General features: G+C 64.7%; 21 protein-coding genes and 1 riboswitch. Of the genes, 13 read left to right on the plus strand and 8 right to left on the minus strand.

Annotated features, from left to right (window positions below):
- Nucleotides 1–45: 45 nt before the first annotated feature.
- The 3 genes from B0G81_RS09360 to B0G81_RS09370 are packed head-to-tail and all read left to right on the plus strand — an operon-like array spanning nt 46 to nt 1632.
- Nucleotides 46–522, plus strand: a complete 477-nt coding sequence (locus B0G81_RS09360; RefSeq protein ID WP_134134749.1) for a type VI secretion system tube protein Hcp — start codon at nt 46–48, stop codon at nt 520–522.
- A gap of 19 nt (nt 523–541) precedes the next feature.
- Entirely contained in the window at nt 542–1024 is a 483-nt protein-coding gene (locus tag B0G81_RS09365) for a DUF2778 domain-containing protein (protein ID WP_116121788.1), read from the plus strand.
- Nucleotides 1021–1632, plus strand: a complete 612-nt coding sequence (locus B0G81_RS09370; protein WP_134134752.1) for a hypothetical protein — start codon at nt 1021–1023, stop codon at nt 1630–1632. The genes B0G81_RS09365 and B0G81_RS09370 overlap by 4 nt, the downstream gene beginning before the upstream one ends.
- A gap of 15 nt (nt 1633–1647) precedes the next feature.
- On the opposite strand, the gene cobJ is transcribed toward B0G81_RS09370, so the two are convergent.
- The 4 genes from cobJ to cobG are packed head-to-tail and all read right to left on the minus strand — an operon-like array spanning nt 1648 to nt 6402.
- Nucleotides 1648–3351: a precorrin-3B C(17)-methyltransferase gene (gene cobJ, locus B0G81_RS09375; protein WP_134134756.1), complete on the minus strand. Its 1704-nt coding sequence runs from the start codon at nt 3349–3351 to the stop codon at nt 1648–1650.
- Nucleotides 3348–4079, minus strand: a complete 732-nt coding sequence (locus B0G81_RS09380; RefSeq protein WP_134134758.1) for a precorrin-2 C(20)-methyltransferase — start codon at nt 4077–4079, stop codon at nt 3348–3350. Before B0G81_RS09380 ends, cobJ begins: the two co-directional genes overlap by 4 nt.
- Nucleotides 4080–4706: a precorrin-8X methylmutase gene (locus B0G81_RS09385; RefSeq protein ID WP_134134760.1), complete on the minus strand. Its 627-nt coding sequence runs from the start codon at nt 4704–4706 to the stop codon at nt 4080–4082. It lies immediately after the preceding gene.
- Nucleotides 4699–6402, minus strand: coding sequence for a precorrin-3B synthase (gene cobG / locus B0G81_RS09390; protein WP_134134762.1), 1704 nt, complete (start codon nt 6400–6402; stop codon nt 4699–4701). The genes B0G81_RS09385 and cobG overlap by 8 nt, the downstream gene beginning before the upstream one ends.
- Nucleotides 6403–6485: 83 nt before the next feature.
- A riboswitch (cobalamin riboswitch) is annotated at nt 6486–6665 on the minus strand.
- A gap of 84 nt (nt 6666–6749) precedes the next feature.
- On the opposite strand from cobG, the gene cbiE reads away from it, so the two are divergent.
- The 4 genes from cbiE to cobM are packed head-to-tail and all read left to right on the plus strand — an operon-like array spanning nt 6750 to nt 10738.
- On the plus strand, nt 6750–8144 hold the full coding sequence (gene cbiE, locus B0G81_RS09395) for a precorrin-6y C5,15-methyltransferase (decarboxylating) subunit CbiE (protein WP_134134764.1): 1395 nt from the start codon (nt 6750–6752) through the stop codon (nt 8142–8144).
- Nucleotides 8144–9241, plus strand: coding sequence for a cobalt-precorrin-5B (C(1))-methyltransferase (locus B0G81_RS09400; protein WP_134134766.1), 1098 nt, complete (start codon nt 8144–8146; stop codon nt 9239–9241). The genes cbiE and B0G81_RS09400 overlap by 1 nt, the downstream gene beginning before the upstream one ends.
- A gap of 2 nt (nt 9242–9243) precedes the next feature.
- Nucleotides 9244–9966 carry a cobalt-precorrin-6A reductase gene (locus B0G81_RS09405; RefSeq protein WP_208328603.1) on the plus strand — a complete coding sequence of 241 codons (723 nt, stop codon included), beginning with the start codon at nt 9244–9246 and terminating at the stop codon, nt 9964–9966.
- Between the two features lie 46 nt (nt 9967–10012).
- Entirely contained in the window at nt 10013–10738 is a 726-nt protein-coding gene (gene cobM, locus B0G81_RS09410) for a precorrin-4 C(11)-methyltransferase (RefSeq protein ID WP_134134770.1), read from the plus strand.
- A gap of 73 nt (nt 10739–10811) precedes the next feature.
- Here the strand turns inward: cobM and metE are convergent, their stop codons facing one another.
- A complete protein-coding gene (gene metE, locus B0G81_RS09415) occupies nt 10812–13106 on the minus strand; it encodes a 5-methyltetrahydropteroyltriglutamate--homocysteine S-methyltransferase (protein ID WP_134134772.1) in 2295 nt (764 codons plus the stop codon).
- A 135-nt stretch (nt 13107–13241) separates the two neighbouring features.
- Here metE and B0G81_RS09420 point away from each other — a divergent pair, with 135 nt between their 5' ends.
- Nucleotides 13242–14171, plus strand: a complete 930-nt coding sequence (locus B0G81_RS09420; protein ID WP_134134774.1) for a LysR family transcriptional regulator — start codon at nt 13242–13244, stop codon at nt 14169–14171.
- Between the two features lie 30 nt (nt 14172–14201).
- On the opposite strand, the gene B0G81_RS09425 is transcribed toward B0G81_RS09420, so the two are convergent.
- On the minus strand, nt 14202–15302 hold the full coding sequence (locus B0G81_RS09425; RefSeq protein WP_134134776.1) for a polyamine ABC transporter substrate-binding protein: 1101 nt from the start codon (nt 15300–15302) through the stop codon (nt 14202–14204).
- A gap of 42 nt (nt 15303–15344) precedes the next feature.
- Nucleotides 15345–16322 carry an agmatinase gene (speB, locus tag B0G81_RS09430; protein WP_134134780.1) on the minus strand — a complete coding sequence of 326 codons (978 nt, stop codon included), beginning with the start codon at nt 16320–16322 and terminating at the stop codon, nt 15345–15347.
- Between the two features lie 189 nt (nt 16323–16511).
- Between speB and B0G81_RS09435 the strand changes: the two genes are divergently transcribed.
- The 3 genes from B0G81_RS09435 to B0G81_RS09445 all read left to right on the plus strand — a co-directional run bounded on the left by B0G81_RS09435 (nt 16512) and on the right by B0G81_RS09445 (nt 19644).
- Nucleotides 16512–17408: a LysR family transcriptional regulator gene (locus tag B0G81_RS09435; protein ID WP_166678944.1), complete on the plus strand. Its 897-nt coding sequence runs from the start codon at nt 16512–16514 to the stop codon at nt 17406–17408.
- 215 nt (nt 17409–17623) lie between these two features.
- Nucleotides 17624–18517 (plus strand): GyrI-like domain-containing protein, encoded by an 894-nt coding sequence (locus B0G81_RS09440; protein ID WP_134134786.1) that lies wholly within the window; start codon nt 17624–17626, stop codon nt 18515–18517.
- Between the two features lie 2 nt (nt 18518–18519).
- The gene (locus tag B0G81_RS09445) at nt 18520–19644 is read left to right on the plus strand and encodes a peptidase (protein WP_134134788.1); all 1125 of its coding nucleotides are present in this window, start codon (nt 18520–18522) and stop codon (nt 19642–19644) included.
- A 75-nt stretch (nt 19645–19719) separates the two neighbouring features.
- Here the strand turns inward: B0G81_RS09445 and B0G81_RS09450 are convergent, their stop codons facing one another.
- Nucleotides 19720–21213, minus strand: a complete 1494-nt coding sequence (locus B0G81_RS09450; RefSeq protein ID WP_106278180.1) for an MDR family MFS transporter — start codon at nt 21211–21213, stop codon at nt 19720–19722.
- 215 nt (nt 21214–21428) lie between these two features.
- Here B0G81_RS09450 and B0G81_RS09455 point away from each other — a divergent pair, with 215 nt between their 5' ends.
- Both B0G81_RS09455 and B0G81_RS09460 read left to right on the plus strand, forming a co-directional pair.
- Nucleotides 21429–21695: a DUF1488 domain-containing protein gene (locus tag B0G81_RS09455; protein ID WP_106278178.1), complete on the plus strand. Its 267-nt coding sequence runs from the start codon at nt 21429–21431 to the stop codon at nt 21693–21695.
- 296 nt (nt 21696–21991) lie between these two features.
- Nucleotides 21992–23143, plus strand: a complete 1152-nt coding sequence (locus B0G81_RS09460) for a porin (protein ID WP_134134790.1) — start codon at nt 21992–21994, stop codon at nt 23141–23143.
- Nucleotides 23144–23157: the final 14 nt, after the last annotated feature.

Consider the following 23157-nt stretch of genomic DNA (forward strand, 5'->3'; position numbering starts at 1 on the left):
GCGTGACGACCATTTGAACAGTCGCACATGTCACGGGGATGCTCAATGGCACAGGATACGTTCATCAAGATTAACGGCATCGACGGCGAATCGCAGGACGCCTCGCATCTGAACGAAATCGACGTAATCGGTTGGCGCTGGAAGGTTTCACAGGACTCGACCATGATGTCGGGCTCCGGCGGCGGAGCCGGCAAGGCCACCGTTTCCGATCTGGAATTCACGCACAAGCTGGATCGCGCAAGTCCGAATCTGGCCAAATACTGCTTCACCGGCAAGCATGTGGATCAGGTGAAGCTGACTGTGCGAAAGGCCGGGGGAATGCCGTTCGAATACCTGAAGATCACGATGTACGACGTGATCATTACCCAGGTGGAACCGATCGGCGGCGGTGACGAGTGCCATGAAGATGTGCACCTGTCTTTCTCGACGATGAAGCATGAGTACTTCGTGCAAAACGCACTGGGAGGAAGCGGCGGTGCGGTGACTGCCACTCTGTATATCAAGAACAACACGACGAATTGACCGGGCGGGGGGAGGGAGTATGCCGGTTAAATGTACTTTTGTTCTTAATGGGCAGACGGACTCGGTTTTATCGTGCGAGGGGACAGCGTCCGTTGCTGCATTCTCGGGAACTGGTCATGGCCGGGACAATCCTGACGACACGGCCATGGAAAATGTCGGACCCATTCCGAAAGGGACCTACTACCTTGTCGATCGCCAGTCAGGTGGGTACATGGGCTTCCTTTACGACTGGTGGGATGCGCACGGCTTCGGATCCACCGACCGTCAAAAATGGTTCATGCTCTGGAATCCAACAACCGGGGACATGACCAACATCAATGGCATCAAGCGCGGCAACTTCCGATTGCATCCAGTCGGGCGCCTCGGGCTGAGTCACGGATGTATCACGGTCGAGCGGCCGTACGAATTTGATCGACTTCAGAAATTTATACGTGCGCGAGGAAAGACCGTACCTGTACCAGGAACAGTTTTGCGAGCCTACGGAACCGTCGACGTGAAATGAACCAGCGATTCGCAATCAATTTTTCGATTTACATCGCCTTAATATTGATATCGGCGGTGGAAGGGTGGCGATCAACGTATCTTGTTGACTTCGTTCTTACCGAGACGCCGGACAGTGTGGAAGCTTTTATCCTGTTCTGGTTGCGCCACACCGGCGGTGAATATCTCGCAAATCCTGTCGATATGGAAGTGCTCGCGTTGCTGCTCTACTGGCTGATCGCTACGTTGCTGTTTGCGTGGGGACTGGCGGGACTTAAAAGGTGGGCATCTCGCTATTTCATCGCGAAGAAAAACGGCGAAGCGATTCCCAGGCTGCCTTTTCTTGTCATGCTTGTCATGTCTTTACTTGCGTTCGTCGTCAGTTGCGATCTTGGCTGGTATCTTTCGCTCTTGTTCGGCAGGTACACCGTCGACATTCCCCTTCCTGTGAAGGCGCTTATCAAAGCCTTTCAATCAGTCACGGGGCAGGGCGGTGGCGCAGATGCCGACGACTATCTGGCGTATTTCGCCGTCAACCTTTATTGGGCGATAGCAACGCTATGCGTCGGCGTGCTTCTTATTTCCTGCTGTCTCGCGATGCGCCGGTTCATTCGCAGGAAAACATCGTAACCACCGACTGCCCAGTCACTCATACCACCGCGGCGTATAAACCCATTCGGCGCCGCCGGCGCCAACGCCAAACCGCCGCGTCGTCGACGACCCCACGATCACCATCGTCCGCATATCCACATCGGACGAACGCAATTCGCCCAACGTGAGCGTGCGCAGCGTGCCGCCGGGGCGGCCAATATCACGACCCAGCACCACCTGAGTCTGCGCCGCGCGATATTCCCGCACGATATCCAGCGCTTTATCCAACTGCCACGGCCGTGCGCGCGAAATTGGGTTATAGAACGCCATCACCAGATCCGCTTCGGCGGCATGCCTTAGACGCTTTTCGATAATCGTCCAAGGCTTCAAATTATCGGACAGCGACAACATGCAGAAGTCGTGACCCAACGGCGCACCCGCCTGCGCCGCCGTTGCCATCGCCGCTGATACACCCGGCACGATTGCCAGATCGACCGCAGCCCACTCCGCGTTGTCGGACGACTCTAACGCTTCGAGCACCGCCGCCGCCATCGCGAACACGCCCGGATCGCCCGACGACACCATCACCACGGAACGTCCCTCGCTCGCCAGTTCGAACGCATGTCGCGCGCGTTGCATTTCCTCGCGATTGTCCGTGCCGTGCACGCGCTGGTCGGCGCGCAATGGGCCGGCCATTTTCACGTAGGTGTCGTAGCCGAGAATATCGGTGGCTTCGTTGAGCGCCGTGCGCGCGGCCGGCACCATCAGATCGGCGCTGCCGGGGCCGAGGCCGATCACGGTCAGACGGCCGCGCGCGCGGCCGATCGTGTCGGGATCGATGGCGAGCGGCGCCAACGCGAGCGCGACGCCTGCCGCCGCATCGTTGTGCAGCGTTTCGTAGGGGATGCGCAGCGCGGCATGCAGCAGGTTGGCCGGCGGCGCGCCATCGTCGGGACGTGTCAGCGCGAAACGCAACGGCACGTTCAGGTTCGCTGCAGCCTCGATCAGCGTCGGGTCGGCCATGCGCTCAGAAGACGCCAGCAATGTCGCGAGCGACAGCGGCGCGAGACCCTGCGCGTCCAGTGCCTCGCGCACGCGTGTCGCGATCTCGCCATCCACGGCCGTGACCGCTGCGACCACGCTGCGTGGATGAATCACCAGTTCGTCTTCGCGCCCATCCCATGCACGCGGCGTCACGCGAATCGCAAGACGCGCCGAGCCGGAGCGGGGCAGTTGCGCGTCGTCGAGCCACGGCGCTTCGCCTTCGATGCGCGTGCTCTCGCCAGCCAGCAGGTCCGACACGAAGCGCTTGCCCTGGCCGAGATCGGCGAGCGTATAGCCCTCGGGCGGATTCAGCACGCAAGTGCCGAAACGCAATTCGCCGCTCGTCGTGATGGCCGGCGGCACAGCCAGCAACGAGGCAATGTCGCGCGCCATTACATTGACGCCGGCGAGGCCGCCGAGCAGCGGTACGACCGCGCTGCCGTCTTCGGCGACGGCCAGCACCGGCGGCTCGACGCCCTTGTTCGACAACGACGGAGCCAGACAGCGAATCACGATACCCGCCGCGCACAATGCGACGATCGGCGTGCCGCGCGCATACAGTTCCCGCAGATGTGCGCCGAGTTCGCTGTACGGCACGTCCGCCTCGACGCGTCCCTGCAAAGCATGCACCTGGCTGTGCGCGTACAGCGCCTGGATGCGCCGCGCCGTTGCCAACGCGCCCGCGCCGAGAATCACGATCGCGGGTGCGCTCATCCTTGCCATTTTTCCCCCGGCACCACGAGCAGCGAAAAATACGGCGATGCCATGGGATCGACTTCGGCGAGCGGCACGATGCGCTGATTGCCCATCGTCGCGCGTTCGACGTAAAGCGCGCGGTCCGCGAGACCGAGTTCGCCGAGCACGCGCCGCACCTTGTCGAAGTTGCGGCCGAGTTTCATCACGACGGCGGCGTCGGCATCGGCGAGACGGCGGCGCAACTCGTCTTCGGGCAATACGCCCGAGAGCACCGACAAGCTCTGATTGCGATACACCAACGGCGCGCCGAGCACGGCGGCGCCGCCGAGCATCGAGCACACGCCCGGCACGACTTCGCTTTCGTAGCGCGCGGCGAGCCGGTCGTGCAGGTACATGTAGGAGCCGTAGAAGAACGGGTCGCCTTCGCAGATCACGGCGACGTCGCGGCCCGCGTCGAGGTGCATGGCGACGACTTGCGCGGCGGTGTCGTAGAAGTCGGCGATGATCGCTTCATAGGAAAGCGGCGGTTCGAGCGCTTCGGTGGTCATGGGATAAACGAGCGGCAGATGCTGCTGGGCATCGTGCAAATGCGCTTCGATGATGCTGAACGCGTTGCCTTTCTTGCCCTTCGCGACAAAGTACGCGACCACCGGCGACGCCTTCAGCAAGCGCAGCGCCTTCAGCGTGATGAGTTCCGGGTCGCCGGGGCCGACGCCGAGGCCGAACAAACGTCCTTGCGCCGTCATTTATTCGACCTCCGTGGCGAGCGCGTTCACGGCGGCCGCCGCCATCGCGCTGCCGCCGCGCCGGCCATGTACCACCACGTAGGGCACGCCGCGGCTGTCGTCCGCGAGCATGGCTTTCGATTCGGCCGCGCCGACAAAACCCACTGGAAAGCCGAGAATCAGCGCGGGTTTGGGCGCACCGGCGTCGAGCATATCGAGCAGATGAAACAGGGCGGTCGGCGCATTGCCGATCACGACCACGCCGCCCGCCAGCTGCGGCCGCCACAATTCGAGCGCCGCCGCCGAGCGCGTATTGCCGAGTTCACGTGCGAGCGACGGCACGTCTGGATGCGTCAGCGTGCAGATGACCTCGTTGTTCGCCGGCAGCCGCGCGCGCGTGATGCCTTGCGCGACCATGCCGGCATCGCACAGGATCGGCGCGCCTTGCGCGAGCGCCGCGCGGCCCGCCGCGTCCGCGCCCGCGGAAAATTGCAGATCGTCGATCACATCCACCATGCCGCATGCGTGGATCACGCGCACCGCGAGTTTTTCAAGGTCGGCGGGAATGCGCGACAAGTCGGCCTCCGCACGGATCGTCGCGAAGGATTGGCGATAGATCTCCTGACCGTCGCGAATGTAATCAAGCATCGGTGTCACTCCGGGCGAGGCGTTCGAGCATGTCGGCGGCCTCGCCGATCGTCAGTTGGCGCGCGACGCACTGGCCGAAGCCGGGCCGGCCGTCGCGCCGATAAAGGTCGTAGAGGCCGGGCGCGGCGGCGAGCAGCGTGAACGGCGCGCAATGCGCGGCGGCGCACGAGCGCGAGCAGCCGCTCAGATGCACGTCCACGCCGGCGGGCAGCCGAGCCGCGAGGCGCAACGCGTCGTTCTTGGTGTCGGCGAGGCCCTTCACGCAGCCGCCCGATCCGGCGCACGCGATCAGGTGCGTAATCGCGTGTGCGGGATCGCAGGCGAGACCGAGGGCGTTCAGGCCGGACAACACGGTCGGAACGGCATGCGTGGCGATGTCGGGTAACAGCACGCTTTGCCAGGGTGTGAGGTGAAGCGTGGCGTTGCCGTGCTGTTGCGACAGCGTGGCGAGTCCCGTTAGCGTGTCTGCGTCGAGACGTCCCAGCGGTGGCTGGCCGCCGACGTGCCACGCTCCGGGCTCGCGTTGGGCGTGGGCGCCGAGGCGAAGGTTGGCGTCGGCTGGTGTAGCGCGATGCCAGTTCGCGAGCTTCGCGTTTCGCGTCAGTGGGAAGTCGAGGTATTGCTCGGCGTGATGCAGCACCGCGTCGACGGAATGCGCGGTTAGCAGGTGGCGCATGCGTGTGGCGTCGGCGGCGGCGAGGTCGAGGAATGTCAGGAGTAGCGCGCGTACTAGGGCCGCGACTTGTGCAGGCATGATTGCGGCTAGAGCCCCTGTGTTGTTCACGCCCGGTTTTGCAAGCGCGGTGCTTTGGCTTTGCGTAAGCGCGCCGGCGTAGGCGCTCACAGGCGGACAACCCGCCAACCCGAACACGAACCGCACGCCGTCCACCTCCTGCGACGCCGCGAGCCACACGTCGTGCGGATGGTCCACTCTCGCGAGCCGTTCGCCGCCGTCCAGCAACAGTGCGAATTTTGGCGACAGCGCCGCGAAACGCGCTTCGCTTTGCAGCATCATGAGCAATTCGGCGCACAGCGGGCGCGTGTCGAATAGCGCGAACGGATCGCGTCCGGCAGCGGGGCTGATCATGACGTTGCGGACGTCGTCGGCGGCGGTCGCGGCGGAGAGTGCGTGGGCAGTGCCCAATCGCTGCGCTGCTGCGGCCGGGGCTTTCGAGGCCCGTTCATTCATTGCGTTCGCGGGTTCGGTATCTGTAGCGCTCTGCGCCGTCGCGTTCGCCGTTTCGACGTCCGCAGGGCTCTCTGCCTTTATGTTCGCGGCTCCGGCATCTGTAGCGCTCTCCGCCTCTGCGTTCACGGCGCTGGCGGCAACTGCATTCACAGCGTTGACAGCCGCCGTCGTGTCCGCACGGCCCGCCACGCCGTTCGCCGGCATCGGCCCAAGACCCGCGTCGATCAAAGCCGCGATCAACGCCGCCTCTTCACCGCGCCTCACGCCGCGCACCTGCACATTCGCGCGATTGGTCAACTCGATCACCCCGGCCGCGTGCCGCGCGCTAGCCTCCGCGATCGCCCGAGCCTGCGCCGCGCTCAATTCGCCGCCGGGCAGTTTGATCCGGCAAATCCCGCCGTCGCGCGCGGCGACGATGCGCAGCAGCCCCGGACACGCCGAGGGCCGCAGCGTGCCGGCTGCGTCGGATAAAACGGTGGAGGGCGTTGCTTGATTCAAGACGGACACCGGGTTTAGCGTCGCGCGACAGCCCGAGCATGCCGTGAGGCGGGCATGGCTGCGGCATCGGTACACCCCGCCCGATGTTGGCTGGCACGAACAGTCTCGCCGGCAGGTCTCCTGGCTGGCAGGTCATGGTCCGCCGCGGCCTTCCCGGTCGAACCAGTGGCGTGGAGCGCAGGCGGACTCGCTGCATACAGTTGCGGGGGCAGCCACAGTGGCACTGTGTTCCCTCTTCGGCCCCGAAGGGCACCGGCGGCTGTATTATGCCTTTTTTCGAACAGCACAACGAGGCTGGACGCTTTGATCGGCGTGGCACAGCGCATTATTTGAAGACACAGAATGAGGATGGATGCATGCCCGCGTGGCTGACGGTGGTGGGCATAGGCGACGACGGCTTCGCCGGTTTGGGGCGGCCCGCGCGGCGTGCCTTGCTGGAAGCGTCGGTGGTGTACGGCGGCGAACGTCATCTGGCGATGCTGCCCGCGCGTCTCGCCGCGCGCCGTGCCGCCTGGCCGCGTCCGTTCGATCTCGCACCCTTGCTGGCCGAGCGCGGCGCAGCCGTGTGCGTGCTGGCGAGCGGCGATCCGATGCTGTTCGGCGTCGGCGCGACACTCGCGCGGCAATTGCCGGCGGGAGAATTGCGGGTGCTGCCGGCGCCGTCGTCGTTGTCGCTGGCGGCCGCGCGGCTCGGCTGGCCGTTGCAGGACGTCGCGACGGTGTCGCTGGTGGGGCGGCCGTTGCCCGCACTGAACGCGCATCTGCATGACGGCGCGCGCATGTTCGTGCTCAGCGCGGACGGGCGCACGCCCGCGGCGCTCGCGGCATTGCTGAACGCACGAGGTTACGGGGCGACCCGCATGAGTGTGCTGGAACACCTGGGCGGCGAGCTGGAGCGGCGCATCGACGGCCGCGCGGATCAGTGGTCCGCGGGCGAGGTGGCCGCGCTGAACCTGATCGCGCTCGACTGCCGTGCCACTGAAGGCGCGCCGCGTCTGCCGCTGAGCTGCGGTTTGCCCGACGACGCGTTTCGTCACGACGGCCAGTTGACCAAGCGGGACGTGCGCGCGATCACGCTCGCGCGCCTCGCGCCGACGCCCGGCGAATTGCTGTGGGATGTAGGCGCGGGCAGCGGCTCGATCGGCATCGAATGGATGCGCGCGCATGCCACCTGCCGCGCGATTGCGATCGAAGGGCACGCGGAACGGCAACGTTTCATCGAACACAATCGCGATACGTTGGGTGTGCCGGGGCTGCAACTCGTCGCGGGGCGCGCGCCTGAGGCGCTGCAGGGGTTGCCGGTGCCGGATGCCGTGTTCGTCGGCGGCGGCGTGACCGTGCCGGGCGTGCTGGAGGCATGCTGGGCTGGTCTGCGCGAAGGCGGGCGGCTGGTCGCCAATGCGGTCACGTTGCAAGGCGAGGCGGCGTTAATGGCGTGGCGCGAGCGGCATGGCGGGACGTTGACACGGATCGCATTGGCGGACGCGCAACCGCTTGGCGGGTTCGACACGTGGCGGCGGGCGTTGCCGATCACGCTGCTGGAGGTGACGAAGCCGGTGAGCGGCGAGGGCGTGAGCCTCGTGGGAACCGAAACCGTGGCTAACGCGACGAATGCGACGGATGTGCCGAATGCCAGGCGTGCTGCAAGTGCCGGAAGCGGTATGAGCGCCACGAATGTCACCAACACGACCAACTCGACGAAAGCGACGAACACCGGCGCCACCCCCACCGACCCATCGCCCGAACCCTGATGCGCGAAGAATCCCCCGAACAACCCGCGCCGCTGCGTAGCGGCTACACGACCGGCAGTTGCGCCACCGCGACGTCGCTGGCGGCGGCGCGTCTGTTGCTCGCGGGTGTCGTCAGCGAAGTGGCGGAGATCGTGTTGCCGAAGGGGCAGCATGTGCCGATGCCGCTGGTGTTCTGCCGCCTGATCGGCAATGGCGATGAAGGCGCGGAAGCCGGCACGATCAAGGACGCCGGCGACGATCCCGACGTCACGCACGGCGCCGTCGTTTTCGCGCGCGTGCGCCTCGTCGCCGAAGCGGGCGTGATATTTCGCGCGGGGCCGGGCGTCGGCACGGTGACGCGCGCGGGGCTGACGCTGCCGGTCGGCGAACCCGCCATCAACCCGGTGCCGCGCAGAATGATGACCGAGCATCTGGCCGAACTCGCGGCGGAGCATGCGTACGGCGGCGGCTTCGAAGTGACGATCGGCGTGGAAGGCGGCGAAGCGCTCGCGCTGAAAACGATGAACCCGCGTCTCGGCATTCTTGGCGGGTTGTCGATCCTCGGCACCACCGGCATCGTGCGTCCATTTTCGTGTTCGGCGTATATCGCGTCGATTCATCAGGGGATCGACGTCGCGCGCGCCAACGGCTATACCCATCTCGCCGCCTGCACCGGCAACGCGAGCGAGGACGCGATGCGCGCGCACTACGGCCTGCCGGATATCGCGTTGATCGAGATGGGCGACTTCGTCGGCGCGGTGCTCAAGCATATGAAGCGCGCGCCGGTCGAGCGCCTGAGCGTGTGCGGCGGCTTCGGCAAGCTCAGCAAGCTGGCGGCGGGTCATCTCGATCTGCATAGCCGCAATTCGAGCATCGACCTCGAGCGGCTCGCGCAATGGGCCGCCGAACAGGGCGCCGACGACGCGCTTCAGGCGGCGATCCGCGCAGCCAACACGAGTCAGCAGGCGGTCGCGTTGGCGCACGCGCGGCAGGTGCCGCTCGGCGATATCGTCTGCCGGCACGCACTGGCGGTGGCGCGCGAGATCGTGCCGCCGCAGGTCAACGTCGAAATGTTCGCGATCGATCGCCAGGGCAAGCTGATCGGAGCCGCGCAATGAAAATGAAGCGGATTCTGCTGCTCGGCGGCACCGGCGACGCGTTGCGGATCGCGCGGCAACTCGCGCCCGAGCACGTGTATAGTCTCGCCGGCCTCGGCAAGCTGCCGGAGGATCTGGCGTGCACGGTGCGAGTCGGCGGCTTTGGCGGCAGCGAAGGTATGGCGCGCTACATCGCCGGTGAAGGTATCGATCTCGTGATCGACGCGACGCACCCGTATGCCGCGCGAATCAGCGCGAACGCGGCGCAGGCAAGCCGCGCCGCGCGCGTGCCGAATTGGGCACTGCGCCGCCCGGCATGGCAGCCGCAAGCCGGCGACGATTGGCGCATGGTCGGCGACTGGAACGAACTCACGGATACGCTCGCGCCGTTCGGAAAACCGCTCTTCACGCTCGGCCGCGAACCGCTCGCGCATCTCGACGAAATCCCGCCTCATCAGTTCTGGGTCGTGCGTTGTCTCGAAGCGCACGTCGACACGCCGCGTGCGCGGATCCTCGCGGCGCGCGGTCCATTCACGCTCGAAGGTGAACGCGCGCTATTCGCCCTGCAAGCCTTCGACGTGGTGGTCAGCAAAAATAGCGGCGGCCAGGCGACTGAAGCAAAACTCGAAGTCGCGCGTGAACGCGGTTTGCCGGTCGTGATGCTGCGCCGACCTGAATTGCCGGCAGCAGAGAGGGAATTCGAAAGCGTTTCGGATTTGCTCGACGCACTGCAACGCGCCGTCTGAATCGCGCATGCATGCCACGCCGCCTCAACGAATCAGGGAGTAGTGAATGACGGTGTTTTTTATCGGCGCGGGTCCTGGCGACCCCGAACTGATCACGGTGAAAGGGCAGCGCCTCGTGCGCAGTTGTCCGGTGATCCTGTATGCGGGTTCGCTCGTGCCGGCCGCGGTGCTCGAAGGTCATGCGGCGCTGCAGGTGGTTAATACCGCCGAACTCGACCTCGATCAGATCGTCGCGTTGCTCGCGGCCGCGCACGACAAAGGCCAGGACGTGGCGCGCGTGCATTCCGGCGATCCGTCGCTGTACGGCGCGATCGGCGAACAGATCCGCAGACTGCGCGAACTGAAGATACCCTATGAGATCGTGCCGGGCGTCACCGCCACGGCGGCATGCGCGGCGACGCTGGGTTGCGAACTCACTTTGCCCGATATTTCGCAGACGCTGATCCTCACGCGCTTCGCGAGCAAAACCAGCATGCCCGAAGGCGAACAGCTCGCCGACCTCGCCCGTCATCGTGCGACGATGGCGATTCATCTCGGCGTGCGGCATCTCGCGCGGATCGTCGATGAATTGCGACCGCATTACGGCGGCACGTGTCCGATCGCGGTGATCTATCGCGCGAGTTGGCCCGACGAGGAGAAAATCACCGGCACGCTCGACGATATTGTCGGCAAGGTGCAATCGACCTCCATCGAGCGGACCGCGTTGATCCTGGTCGGCGAGGTGCTTGCCGCCGAAGGCTTCGCCGACTCGACGCTGTATGCGAAAGACTGAAACCGTCTGCGTGAAAAAGCCCATCCGCGCACCGTCGCACAGTGCGCGGATTAGCTCGCAACGCCAGATCCTCTTACGCCGTCACTTCATCCGGCTGCCTCGCCGCCAGCTTCACACGCAATGCCTTGGCGGCCCGAACCATATTCGTCAGCGCTGCTTCGGTCTCCGGCCAGCCGCGCGTCTTCAGCCCGCAATCCGGATTGACCCACAAGCGTTCAGCGGGAATCACTTCGCACGCGCGTTCCAGCAGACGTTCCATGGCTTGCGCATCCGGCACGCGTGGCGAGTGGATATCGTAGACGCCCGGGCCGATTTCGTTCGGATACGCGAAAGCGCCGAAGCCGTCGAGCAGTTCCATCGCCGAGCGTGAGGTCTCGATTGTGATCACGTCGGCATCCATCGCGGCGATCGACGGCAGAATGTCGTTGAACTCCGAATAGCACATATGCGTATGAATCTGCGTTTGATCGGCCACGCCCGCGGCTGAAATGCGGAACACGCGCGTGGCCCATTCCAGATACGCGGCCCAATCGGCGCGACGCAACGGCAAGCCTTCGCGGAAAGCCGGTTCGTCGATCTGGATGATGCGAATGCCGGCCTTTTCCAGATCCACCACCTCTTCACGGATCGCGAGCGCGAGTTGCAGCGCGGTAGTCGAGCGCGGCTGGTCGTCACGCACGAACGACCATTGCAGCATCGTCACCGGGCCGGTCAGCATGCCCTTCATCAGACGCTGCGTGAGAGACTGCGCGTAACGAGTGGTCTCGACCGTCATCGGTTCGGGACGGTAGACGTCGCCGTAAATGATCGGCGGTTTCACGCAGCGCGACCCGTAGCTCTGCACCCAGCCGTTTTCCGTGAACGCATAGCCCCACAACTGTTCGCCGAAATATTCGACCATGTCGTTGCGTTCGGCTTCGCCATGCACCAGCACGTCGAGTCCCAACTCTTCCTGTTTGCGTACGGCGATCTCGATCTCGGCACGCATGCGCTGCAGATAGTCGAGTGCGCGCAGTTCGCCGCGCTTGTAGGCGGCACGCGCCTGGCGGATCGCCGGCGTTTGCGGGAACGAGCCGATCGTCGTGGTCGGCAGGAGCGGCAGGCCGAGCGCCTCGCGCTGCAGGCGATTGCGTTCGGCGAACGGGCTTTGCCGGTCGGCCATTGCGCTGCTCACCGCGGCCACGCGTTTTTGCACGAGCGCGTTGACTACCGCGCTGGAACCGCGGCGCGCTTCGAGCGCGCGGTCAGCGGCAGCGAGTGTCGCTTCGGCCGCCGCAGGATCGCGCAAGGCGAGGGCGAGCGTGGCGACTTCGTCCAGTTTTTCCGTGGCGAAGGCTAGCCAGGATTTCAGATCGGCGTCGAGTTTCTTTTCAGAGCCGAGCGAGACCGGCACATGCAGCAGCGAGCACGACGACGAAATCCACAAGCGTTCGCCGAATTCGGCATGCAAGGCCTGCAACGATTCGACGATCTCGCCGAGATCCGCGCGCCAGATATTGCGGCCATCGATCACGCCGGCCGACAACACCGCATGCGCCGGCAAGGCCGCGCGCCATGCGTCGAGTTGCTGCGGGGCGCGCACCAGGTCGAGATGCACACCGGCGACGGGCAACGCGGCCACTCGCGGCGCGTGCTCGGCGGCGCTTTCGAAGTACGTGGCCAGCAGCACTTTCACGCCCGATGCGCCGAGCACGTCATACGCGGCGGAAAACGCGTCGAGCCATTCCGCGGGTAGATCGACGCACAAGGCCGGCTCGTCGAGTTGCACCCATTCGATGCCGCGCTGCCTGAGCTTGTCCAGCAGACGGCTGTAGCGGATCACGAGCTTCGGCAACAATGACAAGCGGTCGAAGCCGGGGACGTGGCTCTTCGACAGCCACAGATAAGTGATCGGCCCGATCAGCACCGGCTTGACCGGCAGGTTCAGCGCGAGCGCTTCATCGATCTCGTCGAACAGCCACTCGACGCCGCCGTCGAAGCTCGTCTGCGGTCCCAGTTCGGGGACGAGGTAGTGGTAGTTCGTGTCGAACCACTTGGTCATTTCCATGGCGGGTTGTGCAGCGTTGCCGCGCGCGAGCTGGTAGTACTGGGCAAGCGTTAGCGCCTTCGCATCGAAGCCGAAACGCTGCGGCAAAGCGCCGAGCAGCGCGCTCAGATTGAGCATCTGGTCGTAGTACGCAAAATCGCCGACGGTGACGAAATCCAGTTTTGCATCCTGCTGCAATCGCCAATGACGGGCGCGCAGTTCGCGCGCGACGCCACGCAGATACTGTTCGTCGGATTCGCCTCGCCAGAACGATTCCTGCGCGAATTTCAGTTCGCGCTGCGCGCCGATGCGCGGGAAGCCGGGGATATGCGTGCGGGCCATGTGAAGTCCTGTGGTTCGTTGTGTGAATTGGCGTCCAGTGTGAAAGTCACGCTATGATTCATCAAGCGACATGTTTTCACCAATGTATGAACCAGATTCATATCCAACCCGGTTCGTCTAAAGCGGAGCCATCCCATGCTTGAGCTTCGCCACTTGCGTTCGCTGATTGCCATTGCCGAGTCGGGCAAGCTGGTAGCGGCTGCCGAACGCGTGCATCTGAGCCAGTCCGCGCTGTCGCATCAGATTCGCGATATCGAGGCGCATTACGAGGTGTCGCTATTCGAGCGCACCAAGCAGGGCTTGCGCTTCACTGCCGCCGGCGAGCGGCTGCTTGCGCTCGGCCGCGAAACGATCGCGGCGGTGAGCGCGGCGGAGCGCGATCTTGTTCGACTGAAAGGCGACACGCGCGGCGAGTTGCGCATCGTGCTCGAATGCCATACCTGCTTCGACTGGCTGATGCCGGTCATGGACGAATTCCGCCGGCGCTGGCCGGAGGTCGAGGTGGACCTCGTCGCCGGGTTCCACGCAGATCCGTTGCGTCTGCTGAGCGACGGCAAGGCCGATGTGGTGATCGGCTCGAAACCGGCCACGCGGCGCAACCTGCATATCGCGCCGCTGTTCCGCTTCGAGATTCTGGTGGTGATGGCCAACGAACACCGGTTGCGCAACAAGCGTCGCGTGGTGTCGGACGATCTGCGCAACGAGACGTTGATTACCTATCCAGTGCCGGCAGCGCGCATCGACCTGATTCGCGAGGTGCTGGAGCCCGCGGGTATCAAACTCGAACGGCGCACGGCGGAACTGACCATCGCCATCATGCAACTGGTGGCGAGCCGCCGCGGGATCGCGGCGCTGCCGAACTGGGGCGTGAAAAACTACGTCGATCACGATTACGTGCTGGCCAAGCGCGTCGGCAGCCAGGGGCTGTGGAGCGAACTGTACGCGGTGGCCGCGAAAGGCTTCGCGAACCGGCCTTATTTCGATGATTTCGTCAGGATCGTACGGGATACCTGTGCGGCGCAACTCGACGGCATCGAGTTGCTGACGGAAGAGGGCCACACGTAACGACCCTCGCCCGCCTCAGTCGACAGTACTTCACGAACCCGATTTCAACTGCGCCCACAAGCGGCCTTCCAGACGCTTGATCTGCGCGGGCAAAGGCTTGAGCAGGAACAGCGTCTTCAGCACGGCCTCGGGCGGATACACGGTCGGGTCGTTGAGAATTTCCGGCCGCACGAATTTGCGGGCGGCGGCATCCGCATTCGGATAGAACACGGTGTTGGTAATGTCCGCGTGCACTTCGGGGCGCTCGATATAGTTGATCCAGTAGAGCGCCGCTTCGGGATGCGGCGCATCTTTCGGGATCGCCATCATGTCGAACCAGACCGGCGCGCCGCCTTGCGGAATGAAGTACTTGACCTCATAGCGCTTGCCGGCTTCACGCGCGCGATGGCTTGCCATCGAAACATCGCCCGACCAGCTCAGCGCGAAGCAGATATCGTCGCCCGCCAGATCGTTGATGTAACTCGTCGCGTTGAACTGCGTGATATACGGGCGGATCTTTTTCAGCGTTTCGTACGCGGCCTGATAGTCGGCGGGATTCTCGCTGTTGGGGTCGCGGCCGAGATAGTGCAATGTGACCGCGAACACATCGGACGGCGCGTCGAGCACGGAAACGCCGCAGCTCTTCAACTTGCTCAGGTACTCGGGCTTGAACAGGATGTCCCAGTTATCGAGCGGCGCCTCGTTGCCGAGAATCCGCTTCACGCGGGTGAGGTTGTAGCCGAGCCCCGTCGTGCCCCATGCCCACGGCACCGCGTACTGATTGCCGGGGTCCGCGTCGGCAACCAGCTTCAGCAGATTGCGGTCGAGGTTCGCGAGATTCGGCAGCTTCGATTTGTCGAGCTTTTGATAAATGCCGGCTTCGATCTGTTTGGCCAGAAAGTTCGAGGTCGGCACCACGACGTCGTAGCCGGGCGAACCGGTCAAAAGTTTGGCCTGCAAGGTTTCGTCGCCGTCGTACACGTCGTAGCGCACGTGAATGCCGGACTCTTTTTCGAAGTTCGGCACGGTGTCTTTCGCGATGTAGTCAGCCCAGTTGTACAGGTTGAGCTGTTTTTCGTCGGCGTGCGAGGCGGCACTGAATGCGCCGAGCAGCAGGGCGGCCAGAAGCGGTTTCATCGTGGTGCGGGGCATGGTGGGTCATCTCGTCGGGAAAGGATTCAACGGGTCGCGGACTTATAGATTCGTGAGGCGTTGCAGCTTCTGGTTGCGCATCAGGCACAGCATGTCCGACGCGAGATGCGCGGCGGCGAGGGCGGTCACGTCGCTGTGGTCGTAGGGCGGCGACACTTCCACTACGTCTGCGCCCACCAGATTCACGGCGCCCAATGCACGCACGATCTCCAACGCTTGCGCCGAACTCAGGCCGCCCGCGACCGGCGTGCCCGTGCCGGGCGCGAATGCCGGGTCGAGGCAGTCGATGTCGAAGGTCAGGTAAGTGGGCGCGCTGCCGACAATGGTCAGCACTTCGTCGATCGTGGCTTGCGTGCCGTTGCGATGGACCCACGGCGCATCGAGAATGCGCACGCCCATAAAGTCGTCGTTCCATGTGCGAATGCCGATCTGCACCGAATGCGCGGGATCGATGAGCCCTTCACGGATTGCCTTGTAGAACATCGTGCCGTGGTTCAGCGAATCGGGGTTGTCGTCCGGCCAGGTGTCGCAATGCGCGTCGAAGTGGATCAGGCTGAGCGGCTTGCCATATTTCTCGACGTGCGCGATCAGCAGCGGGTACGTGATGTAGTGGTCGCCGCCGAACGTCAGCATGCGCGCCCCGGTGGCAAGAATGCCGCGGGCGTGCGCGATGATCGCATCGCGAATGCCTGACGGGTTATGCGCATCGAACCAGCAGTCGCCGTAGTCGACTACGTTCAGATGATCGAATGGATCGACGCCCCACGGAAATGCGCCGAGTTCCGCCAGTTGTACCGAGGCGGCGCGCACGCCCGCCGGGCCGAAGCGCGTGCCGGGGCGGAAGGTCGTGGCGAGATCGAGCGGGATGCCGGATACGGCGACGTCCACGCCGGTGAGGTCGCGCAAGTAGGGGCGGCGCATGAATGACAGCACGCCAGCATAGGTCGGCGCGGCAGGCTGGCCGCCGTCCTGGGCGGGGCTTTTCAAGTACTGATGCGGCGCGTTCAGATTCAGGGTCATACGGAGGTATCCAGTCGGTTGAATGACGCGCCCGTCACACAAATATTGCTCATGTCTGCCGCAAGGCGAATTAGCGGCGAGTTACGCGTGACGGGCAACTGGGTCTATGATTGCGGGGAAAAATTCCGGCGAAAAGCGAATAATTTTGCTGGAAGTATCGATATTTCTAATATCTCGTCCGAGCTGACAATGCGCAGACTTCCACCCTTGCAAGCCTTGCTCGCCTTCGACGCCGCCGCGCGTTTGGGCAGCTTCACGCGCGCCGCGCAGGAACTGGCGCTGACGCAGTCGGCGATCAGCCATCAGATCCAGCAGCTCGAGGAATGGACCGGGCAGCCGCTGTTCCGCCGCATCGGCCGTGGCGTGGCGCTGACGGCCGCCGGCACGCTGTACGCGCAAACCGTGACGACGGCGCTCGCCACGCTCGCCGACGGGCGCGATCGCATCGAGCCGTACGGCAATCCGGATTCGGTGATTCTCGTGTGCGCGCCGCAATTCGCTTCAGGCTGGTTGATGCCGCGCATGCGGGCGTTCGCCGAAGCGTTGCCGACGCTGGAGCTATGGCTCGTGACCGGCGAGGAAGTCAACGAGATCGACCGCGTGGATGTCGATCTGGTCGTCTCGTCGAAGGCGATCCGAACGCCGGAGGTGGTGTGCGAGCCATTGCTCGGCGAAGCGGCCGTGGCGATCTGCGGACCGGTGACGGCGCGCCGTCTGCGTGACGCGCCGTTTCCCGATGTAATGACGCAGGCGCCGTTGCTGGTGCACGAGGCGCGTCCCGAATGGGCGCCATGGCTGCCGGAATTAAAGCGCGGCGGCTTGCGCACGCGCCGGGCGATCACGGTCAGCGATCCGCGTTTTCTGGTCGCTGCTGCGGAACAGGATATGGGCATTGCGATGGTGTCGCGACTTGACGCGGGCGACGCGTTGACGAGCGGCCGCGTCGAAGTCCTGCCGCAAGTGCCGGGCTTCGCGCTCGCGCCGCTCTGGCTGATGCGCTCGGCGCAGCCGGCGCGCTCGGCCGCGGTGGATGCGGTGCACGCATGGATGATCGCGCTGTGCCGCGAGGAGCAAGGAGCGCAATGAGCACGCTCGCGATCGCCGGCGCGACAGGGAAAGAGCATGCTGCCTCTCTGGCGCGAGCGAGACAGAGCATGCTGCATTGCCGGCGCGACCAGGAAAGATCATGATGCCTCGCCGGCGCGAGCGACAAAGAGCATGCTGCATCGCGCGGCACACGCCGCCTGAAATTCGGCAAGCTCTGCACCGTCTTGCGGCCGCGACGCCGCTATCCTAGCGCCATGATGAAGCCCAGCACCGAACGTGATTACCGTCGGCGGATCGCCCGCGTGGTCGAGGCGATTCTGCTCGAACCCGGCGCGCACCATACGCTGGAAAGCCTCGCCGCGGTGGCGCTCCTGTCGCCGTTTCATTTTCATCGCGTGTACCGGGCGCTGACCGGCGAGAGCGTGGTGGAGACCGTGCAGCGCCTGCGGCTTGCGCAAGCGGCGCAACGGCTGACCGATGCCGCCGCGTCGGTCACCACGGTCGCGCACGATGCCGGCTACAACAGCCCGCAAGCCTTCGCGCGTGCGTTTCGCGGCTTCACCGGCGTCTCGCCGAGCGAGTTCAAGGCACGGCAGAAACGTCTGGCCGCGCCATGCACGGGCCGCGCGGCTGACGCACGACTCGACGCACCGAGGAACGACGTCGCGGCTCCGGCGCTGCCTGCCGTCGAACTCACTGAGATCGCGCCGTTCGATGTACTGAGTCTGCGGCACGACGGACCGGTCGCGACGATCGGCCAGACCTTTCGCTCGCTCATGACGATGCTGCGCTGCGACGAAAACGCGGTGATGGATCAGCGCGTGGGCATCTGCGTGCGCGATCCGGCGGCGAAGGATAGCTTCAGCTATCGTGCGGCCATCGTCGCGGGCCCACATGACGTGCCGCTCGAAGCCAGTGATGCAGTCGAACCGTTACGGCTCGACGGCGGGCTGTACGCGGTGCATCGGCTGATTGGTCCGTATGCGTTGATCTCGCCGACCTTTCGCGCACTTTACGGCGGCTGGCTGCCGCAAAGCGGTTATCTGCGCGACCGGCGTCCCGCACTCGAGCTGTATCGCAATCCACTGGTCGCCGGTCTGCAGCAGACGTGCGTGACCGACCTGATGATTCCTATCCGCAAGGACTGACCATGTTTCGTGCGAGCTGTGCCGTCATCGCCGGATTGGCGTGTGCGGCGGCGTTGTGCTGGGCGGGCGCCGTGTCGGCGGATCAGGCCGACCTGCATGTGGGCGAGACGACGCGCGTATTTCGTCCCGCCGTGGCTCGCCATTGGCGCGGAGCGAAAACCGAGGCGCTGGTGACGCGCATCTGGTATCCGGTCGATACGTCGGTGCCGCAGACGCCGCGCGAGATCGGCGCGCCCGCTCAGCCGATCTTCCACGGCCATGCCGCAGCCCACGATGCGCCGCTCTCGACCGCCCGCACGAGCTACCCGTTGCTGGTGCTCTCGCACGGCACGGGCGGCACCGCCGACAGTCTCGACTGGCTGGCCGCGGCGCTTGCCGCGCAGGGCTATATCGTGGCCGGCGCCAATCATCCGGGCAACAACGCGGCGGCGCCGATGACGCGCGACGGCTTCATGCTGTGGTGGGAGCGCGCCGCCGACGCGAGCGAAGTGCTCGACGGCGTGCTCGCCGATCCGCTGCTCGGGCCGCATGTGGACCGCGAGCGGATCGGCGCGGTGGGTTTTTCGCTGGGCGGTTATACCGTGCTCGAACTGGCGGGCGCGCGGACCAATCTGCCGGCGTTCGAGCGTTTCTGCGCATCGCCTGAGGCCGACGCGATCTGTCATCCACCGGAGGCGGCGCGCATTAGCGATGCATCGGGCGCGGCGCCCTCGGCGCTCGACGATCTATCACCGGCAACGAAGGCCTCGCGCGCGCGGTCCGGCGCGTCGTATCGCGATCCACGCGTCAAAGCCGTATTCGCCATTGCGCCCGCATTGGGCGAGGCCTTCGACGCCAACTCGTTTGCCGACGTGACGATTCCCGTCTCGCTGCTCGCGGGTGAGGCCGACGTCATCGCGCCGGTGGCCACCAACATTCACCGCATCGCGGGTTTGCTACGAAGCGCGCATGTGGAGATGGTGCCGGGCGCGTCGCATTACACGTTTCTGGATACCTGTCTCGCCGATGTCGTCGCGCGCCTCGCGGGCATTTGCCGGGATGGACCGGGTGTCGATCGTGATGCGGTGCATGCGCTGGCCGCTGACCGGGCGATCCGCTTTTTCGCGGCGACCTTGCCGGCGCGCTGACGCTGGCAGAATTGCGTCAGGCTTATCGAACAAAGCGCGGCAGCGGACCGTACGCCGCCGCGCCCGCCACGCATCTCAGTCCTCCAGCGGCGCCAATGCTTCGATCGGCATCTTCCTTTCGCCGCCGATCCTGATCGCGGGCACGAACATCAGCAGCACGACCACGAAGATCGCGATGACAAAGAGCGAAATGAACGTGAGGTGCAGCGATTGATGCAGGACAGTGCGGATCATGTCGCTGTCACCGAGACTGGCGGCCTGATTCTGCAACAGCGCCTTCAACTGGTCCGACGTGACCACGGCCACACCTTTCGAATGACTGAGGCCGAAGTTGAGCACCGCGCCGAACAGCGTCGCACCCAGGGTGCTGCCGAGATTGCGCGAAAACAGATTGGACGCGGTAGCGCTGCCGCGTTCGTCCATGCGAACGATCTCCTGAATGAGGATCAGGCAACTGACGCTCGACGTGCCCATGCCGAAGCCCATGATCAACGAGCCGAACGCCGCGACGAGCGGCGAGCCGCCGGGCGACAGAAACAGCAGCAACAGCGCGCCGAGCGGAATGGCCGCGCTGCCGCCGATCAGAATGCGCCGCAAGCCGAGGCGATGAAACGACTTCGCGGCGAGCGTCGCGCCGGCCGGCCAGCCCACCATCATCATCGTCAAGGCGAGGCCGGCGATCACCGGCGAGCGATGCAGCACGCCCTGCACGTACATCGGCAAAAACGTGGTCGCGCCCATCAGGATCATGCCGGACAGCAACGTGGCGCCGTTGGAGGCGGCAATCGGCCGGCGGCTCCAGAGCGCGAAGGAGATCATCGGTTCAGCCGCGCGGCGCTCCTGCCACACGAACAGCAGCACGCACAGCGCGAACGCGCCGCCCGCCATCGACGCTTGCGCGACCTGGTCGTCGCCGGCGTAGGTGAGCGCCATCATGAGCGCGGCGATCGCCGCCATGAACAGCGCCGCGCCGCCGAAATCGATCGAAGGGCGCGCATGCCGTTCCGACTCGCGCAGAAACGCGATAAAGCCCGCCGCGGAGGCAAGCCCGATCGGCACGTTCATCCAGAAGATCCAGGCCCACGACATGTTGTGAATGATGAAGCCGCCGACCATCGGGCCCACCACCGCCGAAATCGCCCACACGCTCGCGAGATAGCCTTGCACCTTGCCGCGTTCGCGCGCGGGATAGAGGTCGGCGACGATGGTCAGCGTGACCGGCTGGATCGCGCCGGCACCGACGCCCTGAATCAGCCGGAACGCGATCATGGCCGGCATCGACCAGGCGAAGCCGGCCAGCACCGAGCCAAGCAGAAAGATTGCGATGCCGGCCAGCATGACGGGCTTGCGGCCGTACAGATCGGCGAGTTTGCCGAATACCACGGTCATGGCGGTCTGGGTGAGCAGGAACGACGAGAAGACCCAGCTATACAGGTGCAGATCGCCGAGTTGCGCGACGATCTGAGGCATGGCGGTGGAGACGATGGTGGCTTCGATGGCGACCATCGCCATGGACGCCATCACGGCGGCAATGACGAGGGGACGCGACGATTGCGGGTTGCGGGACATGGGCCAGGAGTTAGTATTAGGATATAAGGCACGTCGGGCAGCGTGGCCATGGGCGGCCAGGCCGTGACGCATCGGCACGACCGTACGAGGACGGCCGGTGTCGAGTATGCACCCTGCTGAGAATGTGCGCTGACCCCGGCCGGTCTTGCGGACCACGCCGCCGTGGCACAGCGTTTGCGCACTCGAAGCTTTCTTTCGACAAATGGAGGGTCATCATGAGGATCGAATTCACCGGACGCCGTGAAGTGGTTGCGGCGGCGCGCGTCGCCTTCGAAGCCAATGTCGACGGGGCCGACGTCTGGTGCAGCGTGTCGCTGGATGCGCTGAACGAGCATTTCGGCAACGACGGCCCGTCGGCCCATGACCTCGTCAATACGTTCGAGGCGAATCGCGCGCGGATTGAAAACGCTACGCGCAAGGTCCTCGAAAAAAACGGCGGGCAGTCCGTGGAACTCGAAACCGGTGATTTCAACAGGGCCTGAGCGGCCCGGTTTCTGATTGACGACGAGCCCGGCGCGCGCGCCGGGCCTCGCAAACGACTCAACGGCTGTTGTTCACACACAACCCGTCCATTCCGCGCAGAGCCATCGCCGCGCGTCTCCTGCTTTCAAAACACCTCGTCGAAGCGCGGCACATCGCGATTGCTGCGTGCAGATGACGGATTCTTCCAGATTCCATAAAGGACTGCTCTAGGGTCCGGGCATTCGTTTTCAATGCCCGCGTTTCTATACTCGCGTCGCTGTTCAACCAGATATTCCAGCTACGCAGGAGCATTGACGTGAAAAAGATTACCGCCGCGGTCGCGGCGTTCGCAGGACTCGCCGCGGCGACGGCGCATGCGCAAAGTTCGGTCACGCTGTACGGCCTCATCGACGCCGGCGTGATGTACACCAACAACGTGAAGAAGGGCGGCTCGCAGGGCGCGCTGGTGCAGGCGACGAGCGGCAACATCAACGGCAGCCGCTTCGGCTTGCGCGGCGCGGAAGATCTCGGCGGCGGATTGCAGGCGATTTTCGTGCTGGAAAATGGCTACAACGTGCAGAACGGCAAGCTGGGCCAGAACAACCGGCTGTTCGGCCGTCAGGCGTTTGTCGGCTTGAGCAGCAAGCAGTACGGCACGCTCACACTGGGCCGCCAGTACGACTCGCTGGTCGATTTCGTCGCGCCGCTCTCGGGCACGGCGGGCACCTTCGGTGATACCGGCTTCGCACATCCGTTCGACAATGACAATCTGAATCACTCAGTGCGCATGAGCAACGCCGTGAAGTACACGAGCGCGAACTACGCCGGTCTGAAGTTCGGTGGGATGTACGCGTTCTCGAACAACACGGAATTCGCGCTGAATCGTGCCTATAGCGCCGGCGTGAGCTATGTCAACGGTCCGTTCAAGGCGGCTGCCGGCTATTTGCAGATCAACGGGTCGAACTCGACCGGCAATACGTCCGGCGCGGTCGATCTCGGCGAATCCGCGGCCAACGGCACGGGCGGCTTTCAGCTCGGCGCCGATGTGCAGCGCACGGCAGGCGCCGCGTTGAGCTATGGCTTCGGTCCCGTGACGGCCGGCTTCGTCTACACGCACAGCCAGTTCCAGAACACCGCGTCGTTCGGCGCCACGCATGGCTCGATGCGCTTCGACAACTACGAAGTGAACGGCAAGTACGCCGTGACGCCCGCGCTGAGCCTCGGGGCGGCCTATACCTATACGGACGCGCAGGTGGGCGGCACCTCGAGCTTCGGCTCGGATCCGAAGTGGAATCAGGTGAACCTGCAAGCCGTCTATGCGCTGTCGTTGCGCACCGACGTGTATGCCGAAGCGATGTACCAGCACGTGAGCGGCAAGGGCTACACCGCGTTTATCAACACGGCGGGCGGCGCGTCGTCGACGGCAAATCAGGTGGTCGGCACGGTGGGGATCCGCACGCGCTTCTGAGCGTGATTGCTCCG

It is taken from the genome of Paraburkholderia sp. BL6665CI2N2, assembly GCF_004366535.1.
Classification (GTDB): Bacteria; Pseudomonadota; Gammaproteobacteria; order Burkholderiales; family Burkholderiaceae; genus Paraburkholderia.

What these genes read in the sequence shown, in the direction of transcription:
- B0G81_RS09440 (WP_134134786.1), top strand. Translation starts at nt 17,624, where the DNA reads ATGATGAAGCCCAGCACCGAACGTGATTACCGTCGGCGGATCGCCCGC.
- speB (WP_134134780.1), bottom strand. Translation starts at nt 16,322, where the DNA reads ATGACCCTGAATCTGAACGCGCCGCATCAGTACTTGAAAAGCCCCGCC.
- B0G81_RS09420 (WP_134134774.1), top strand. Translation starts at nt 13,242, where the DNA reads ATGCTTGAGCTTCGCCACTTGCGTTCGCTGATTGCCATTGCCGAGTCG.
- metE (WP_134134772.1), bottom strand. Translation starts at nt 13,106, where the DNA reads ATGGCCCGCACGCATATCCCCGGCTTCCCGCGCATCGGCGCGCAGCGC.
- B0G81_RS09405 (WP_208328603.1), top strand. Translation starts at nt 9,244, where the DNA reads ATGAAGCGGATTCTGCTGCTCGGCGGCACCGGCGACGCGTTGCGGATC.
- B0G81_RS09360 (WP_134134749.1), top strand. Translation starts at nt 46, where the DNA reads ATGGCACAGGATACGTTCATCAAGATTAACGGCATCGACGGCGAATCG.
- B0G81_RS09425 (WP_134134776.1), bottom strand. Translation starts at nt 15,302, where the DNA reads ATGCCCCGCACCACGATGAAACCGCTTCTGGCCGCCCTGCTGCTCGGC.
- B0G81_RS09400 (WP_134134766.1), top strand. Translation starts at nt 8,144, where the DNA reads ATGCGCGAAGAATCCCCCGAACAACCCGCGCCGCTGCGTAGCGGCTAC.
- B0G81_RS09380 (WP_134134758.1), bottom strand. Translation starts at nt 4,079, where the DNA reads ATGACGGCGCAAGGACGTTTGTTCGGCCTCGGCGTCGGCCCCGGCGAC.
- B0G81_RS09365 (WP_116121788.1), top strand. Translation starts at nt 542, where the DNA reads ATGCCGGTTAAATGTACTTTTGTTCTTAATGGGCAGACGGACTCGGTT.
- B0G81_RS09455 (WP_106278178.1), top strand. Translation starts at nt 21,429, where the DNA reads ATGAGGATCGAATTCACCGGACGCCGTGAAGTGGTTGCGGCGGCGCGC.
- cbiE (WP_134134764.1), top strand. Translation starts at nt 6,750, where the DNA reads ATGCCCGCGTGGCTGACGGTGGTGGGCATAGGCGACGACGGCTTCGCC.
- B0G81_RS09450 (WP_106278180.1), bottom strand. Translation starts at nt 21,213, where the DNA reads ATGTCCCGCAACCCGCAATCGTCGCGTCCCCTCGTCATTGCCGCCGTG.
- B0G81_RS09445 (WP_134134788.1), top strand. Translation starts at nt 18,520, where the DNA reads ATGTTTCGTGCGAGCTGTGCCGTCATCGCCGGATTGGCGTGTGCGGCG.
- cobJ (WP_134134756.1), bottom strand. Translation starts at nt 3,351, where the DNA reads ATGAGCGCACCCGCGATCGTGATTCTCGGCGCGGGCGCGTTGGCAACG.
- B0G81_RS09385 (WP_134134760.1), bottom strand. Translation starts at nt 4,706, where the DNA reads ATGCTTGATTACATTCGCGACGGTCAGGAGATCTATCGCCAATCCTTC.
- B0G81_RS09435 (WP_166678944.1), top strand. Translation starts at nt 16,512, where the DNA reads ATGCGCAGACTTCCACCCTTGCAAGCCTTGCTCGCCTTCGACGCCGCC.
- cobM (WP_134134770.1), top strand. Translation starts at nt 10,013, where the DNA reads ATGACGGTGTTTTTTATCGGCGCGGGTCCTGGCGACCCCGAACTGATC.
- B0G81_RS09370 (WP_134134752.1), top strand. Translation starts at nt 1,021, where the DNA reads ATGAACCAGCGATTCGCAATCAATTTTTCGATTTACATCGCCTTAATA.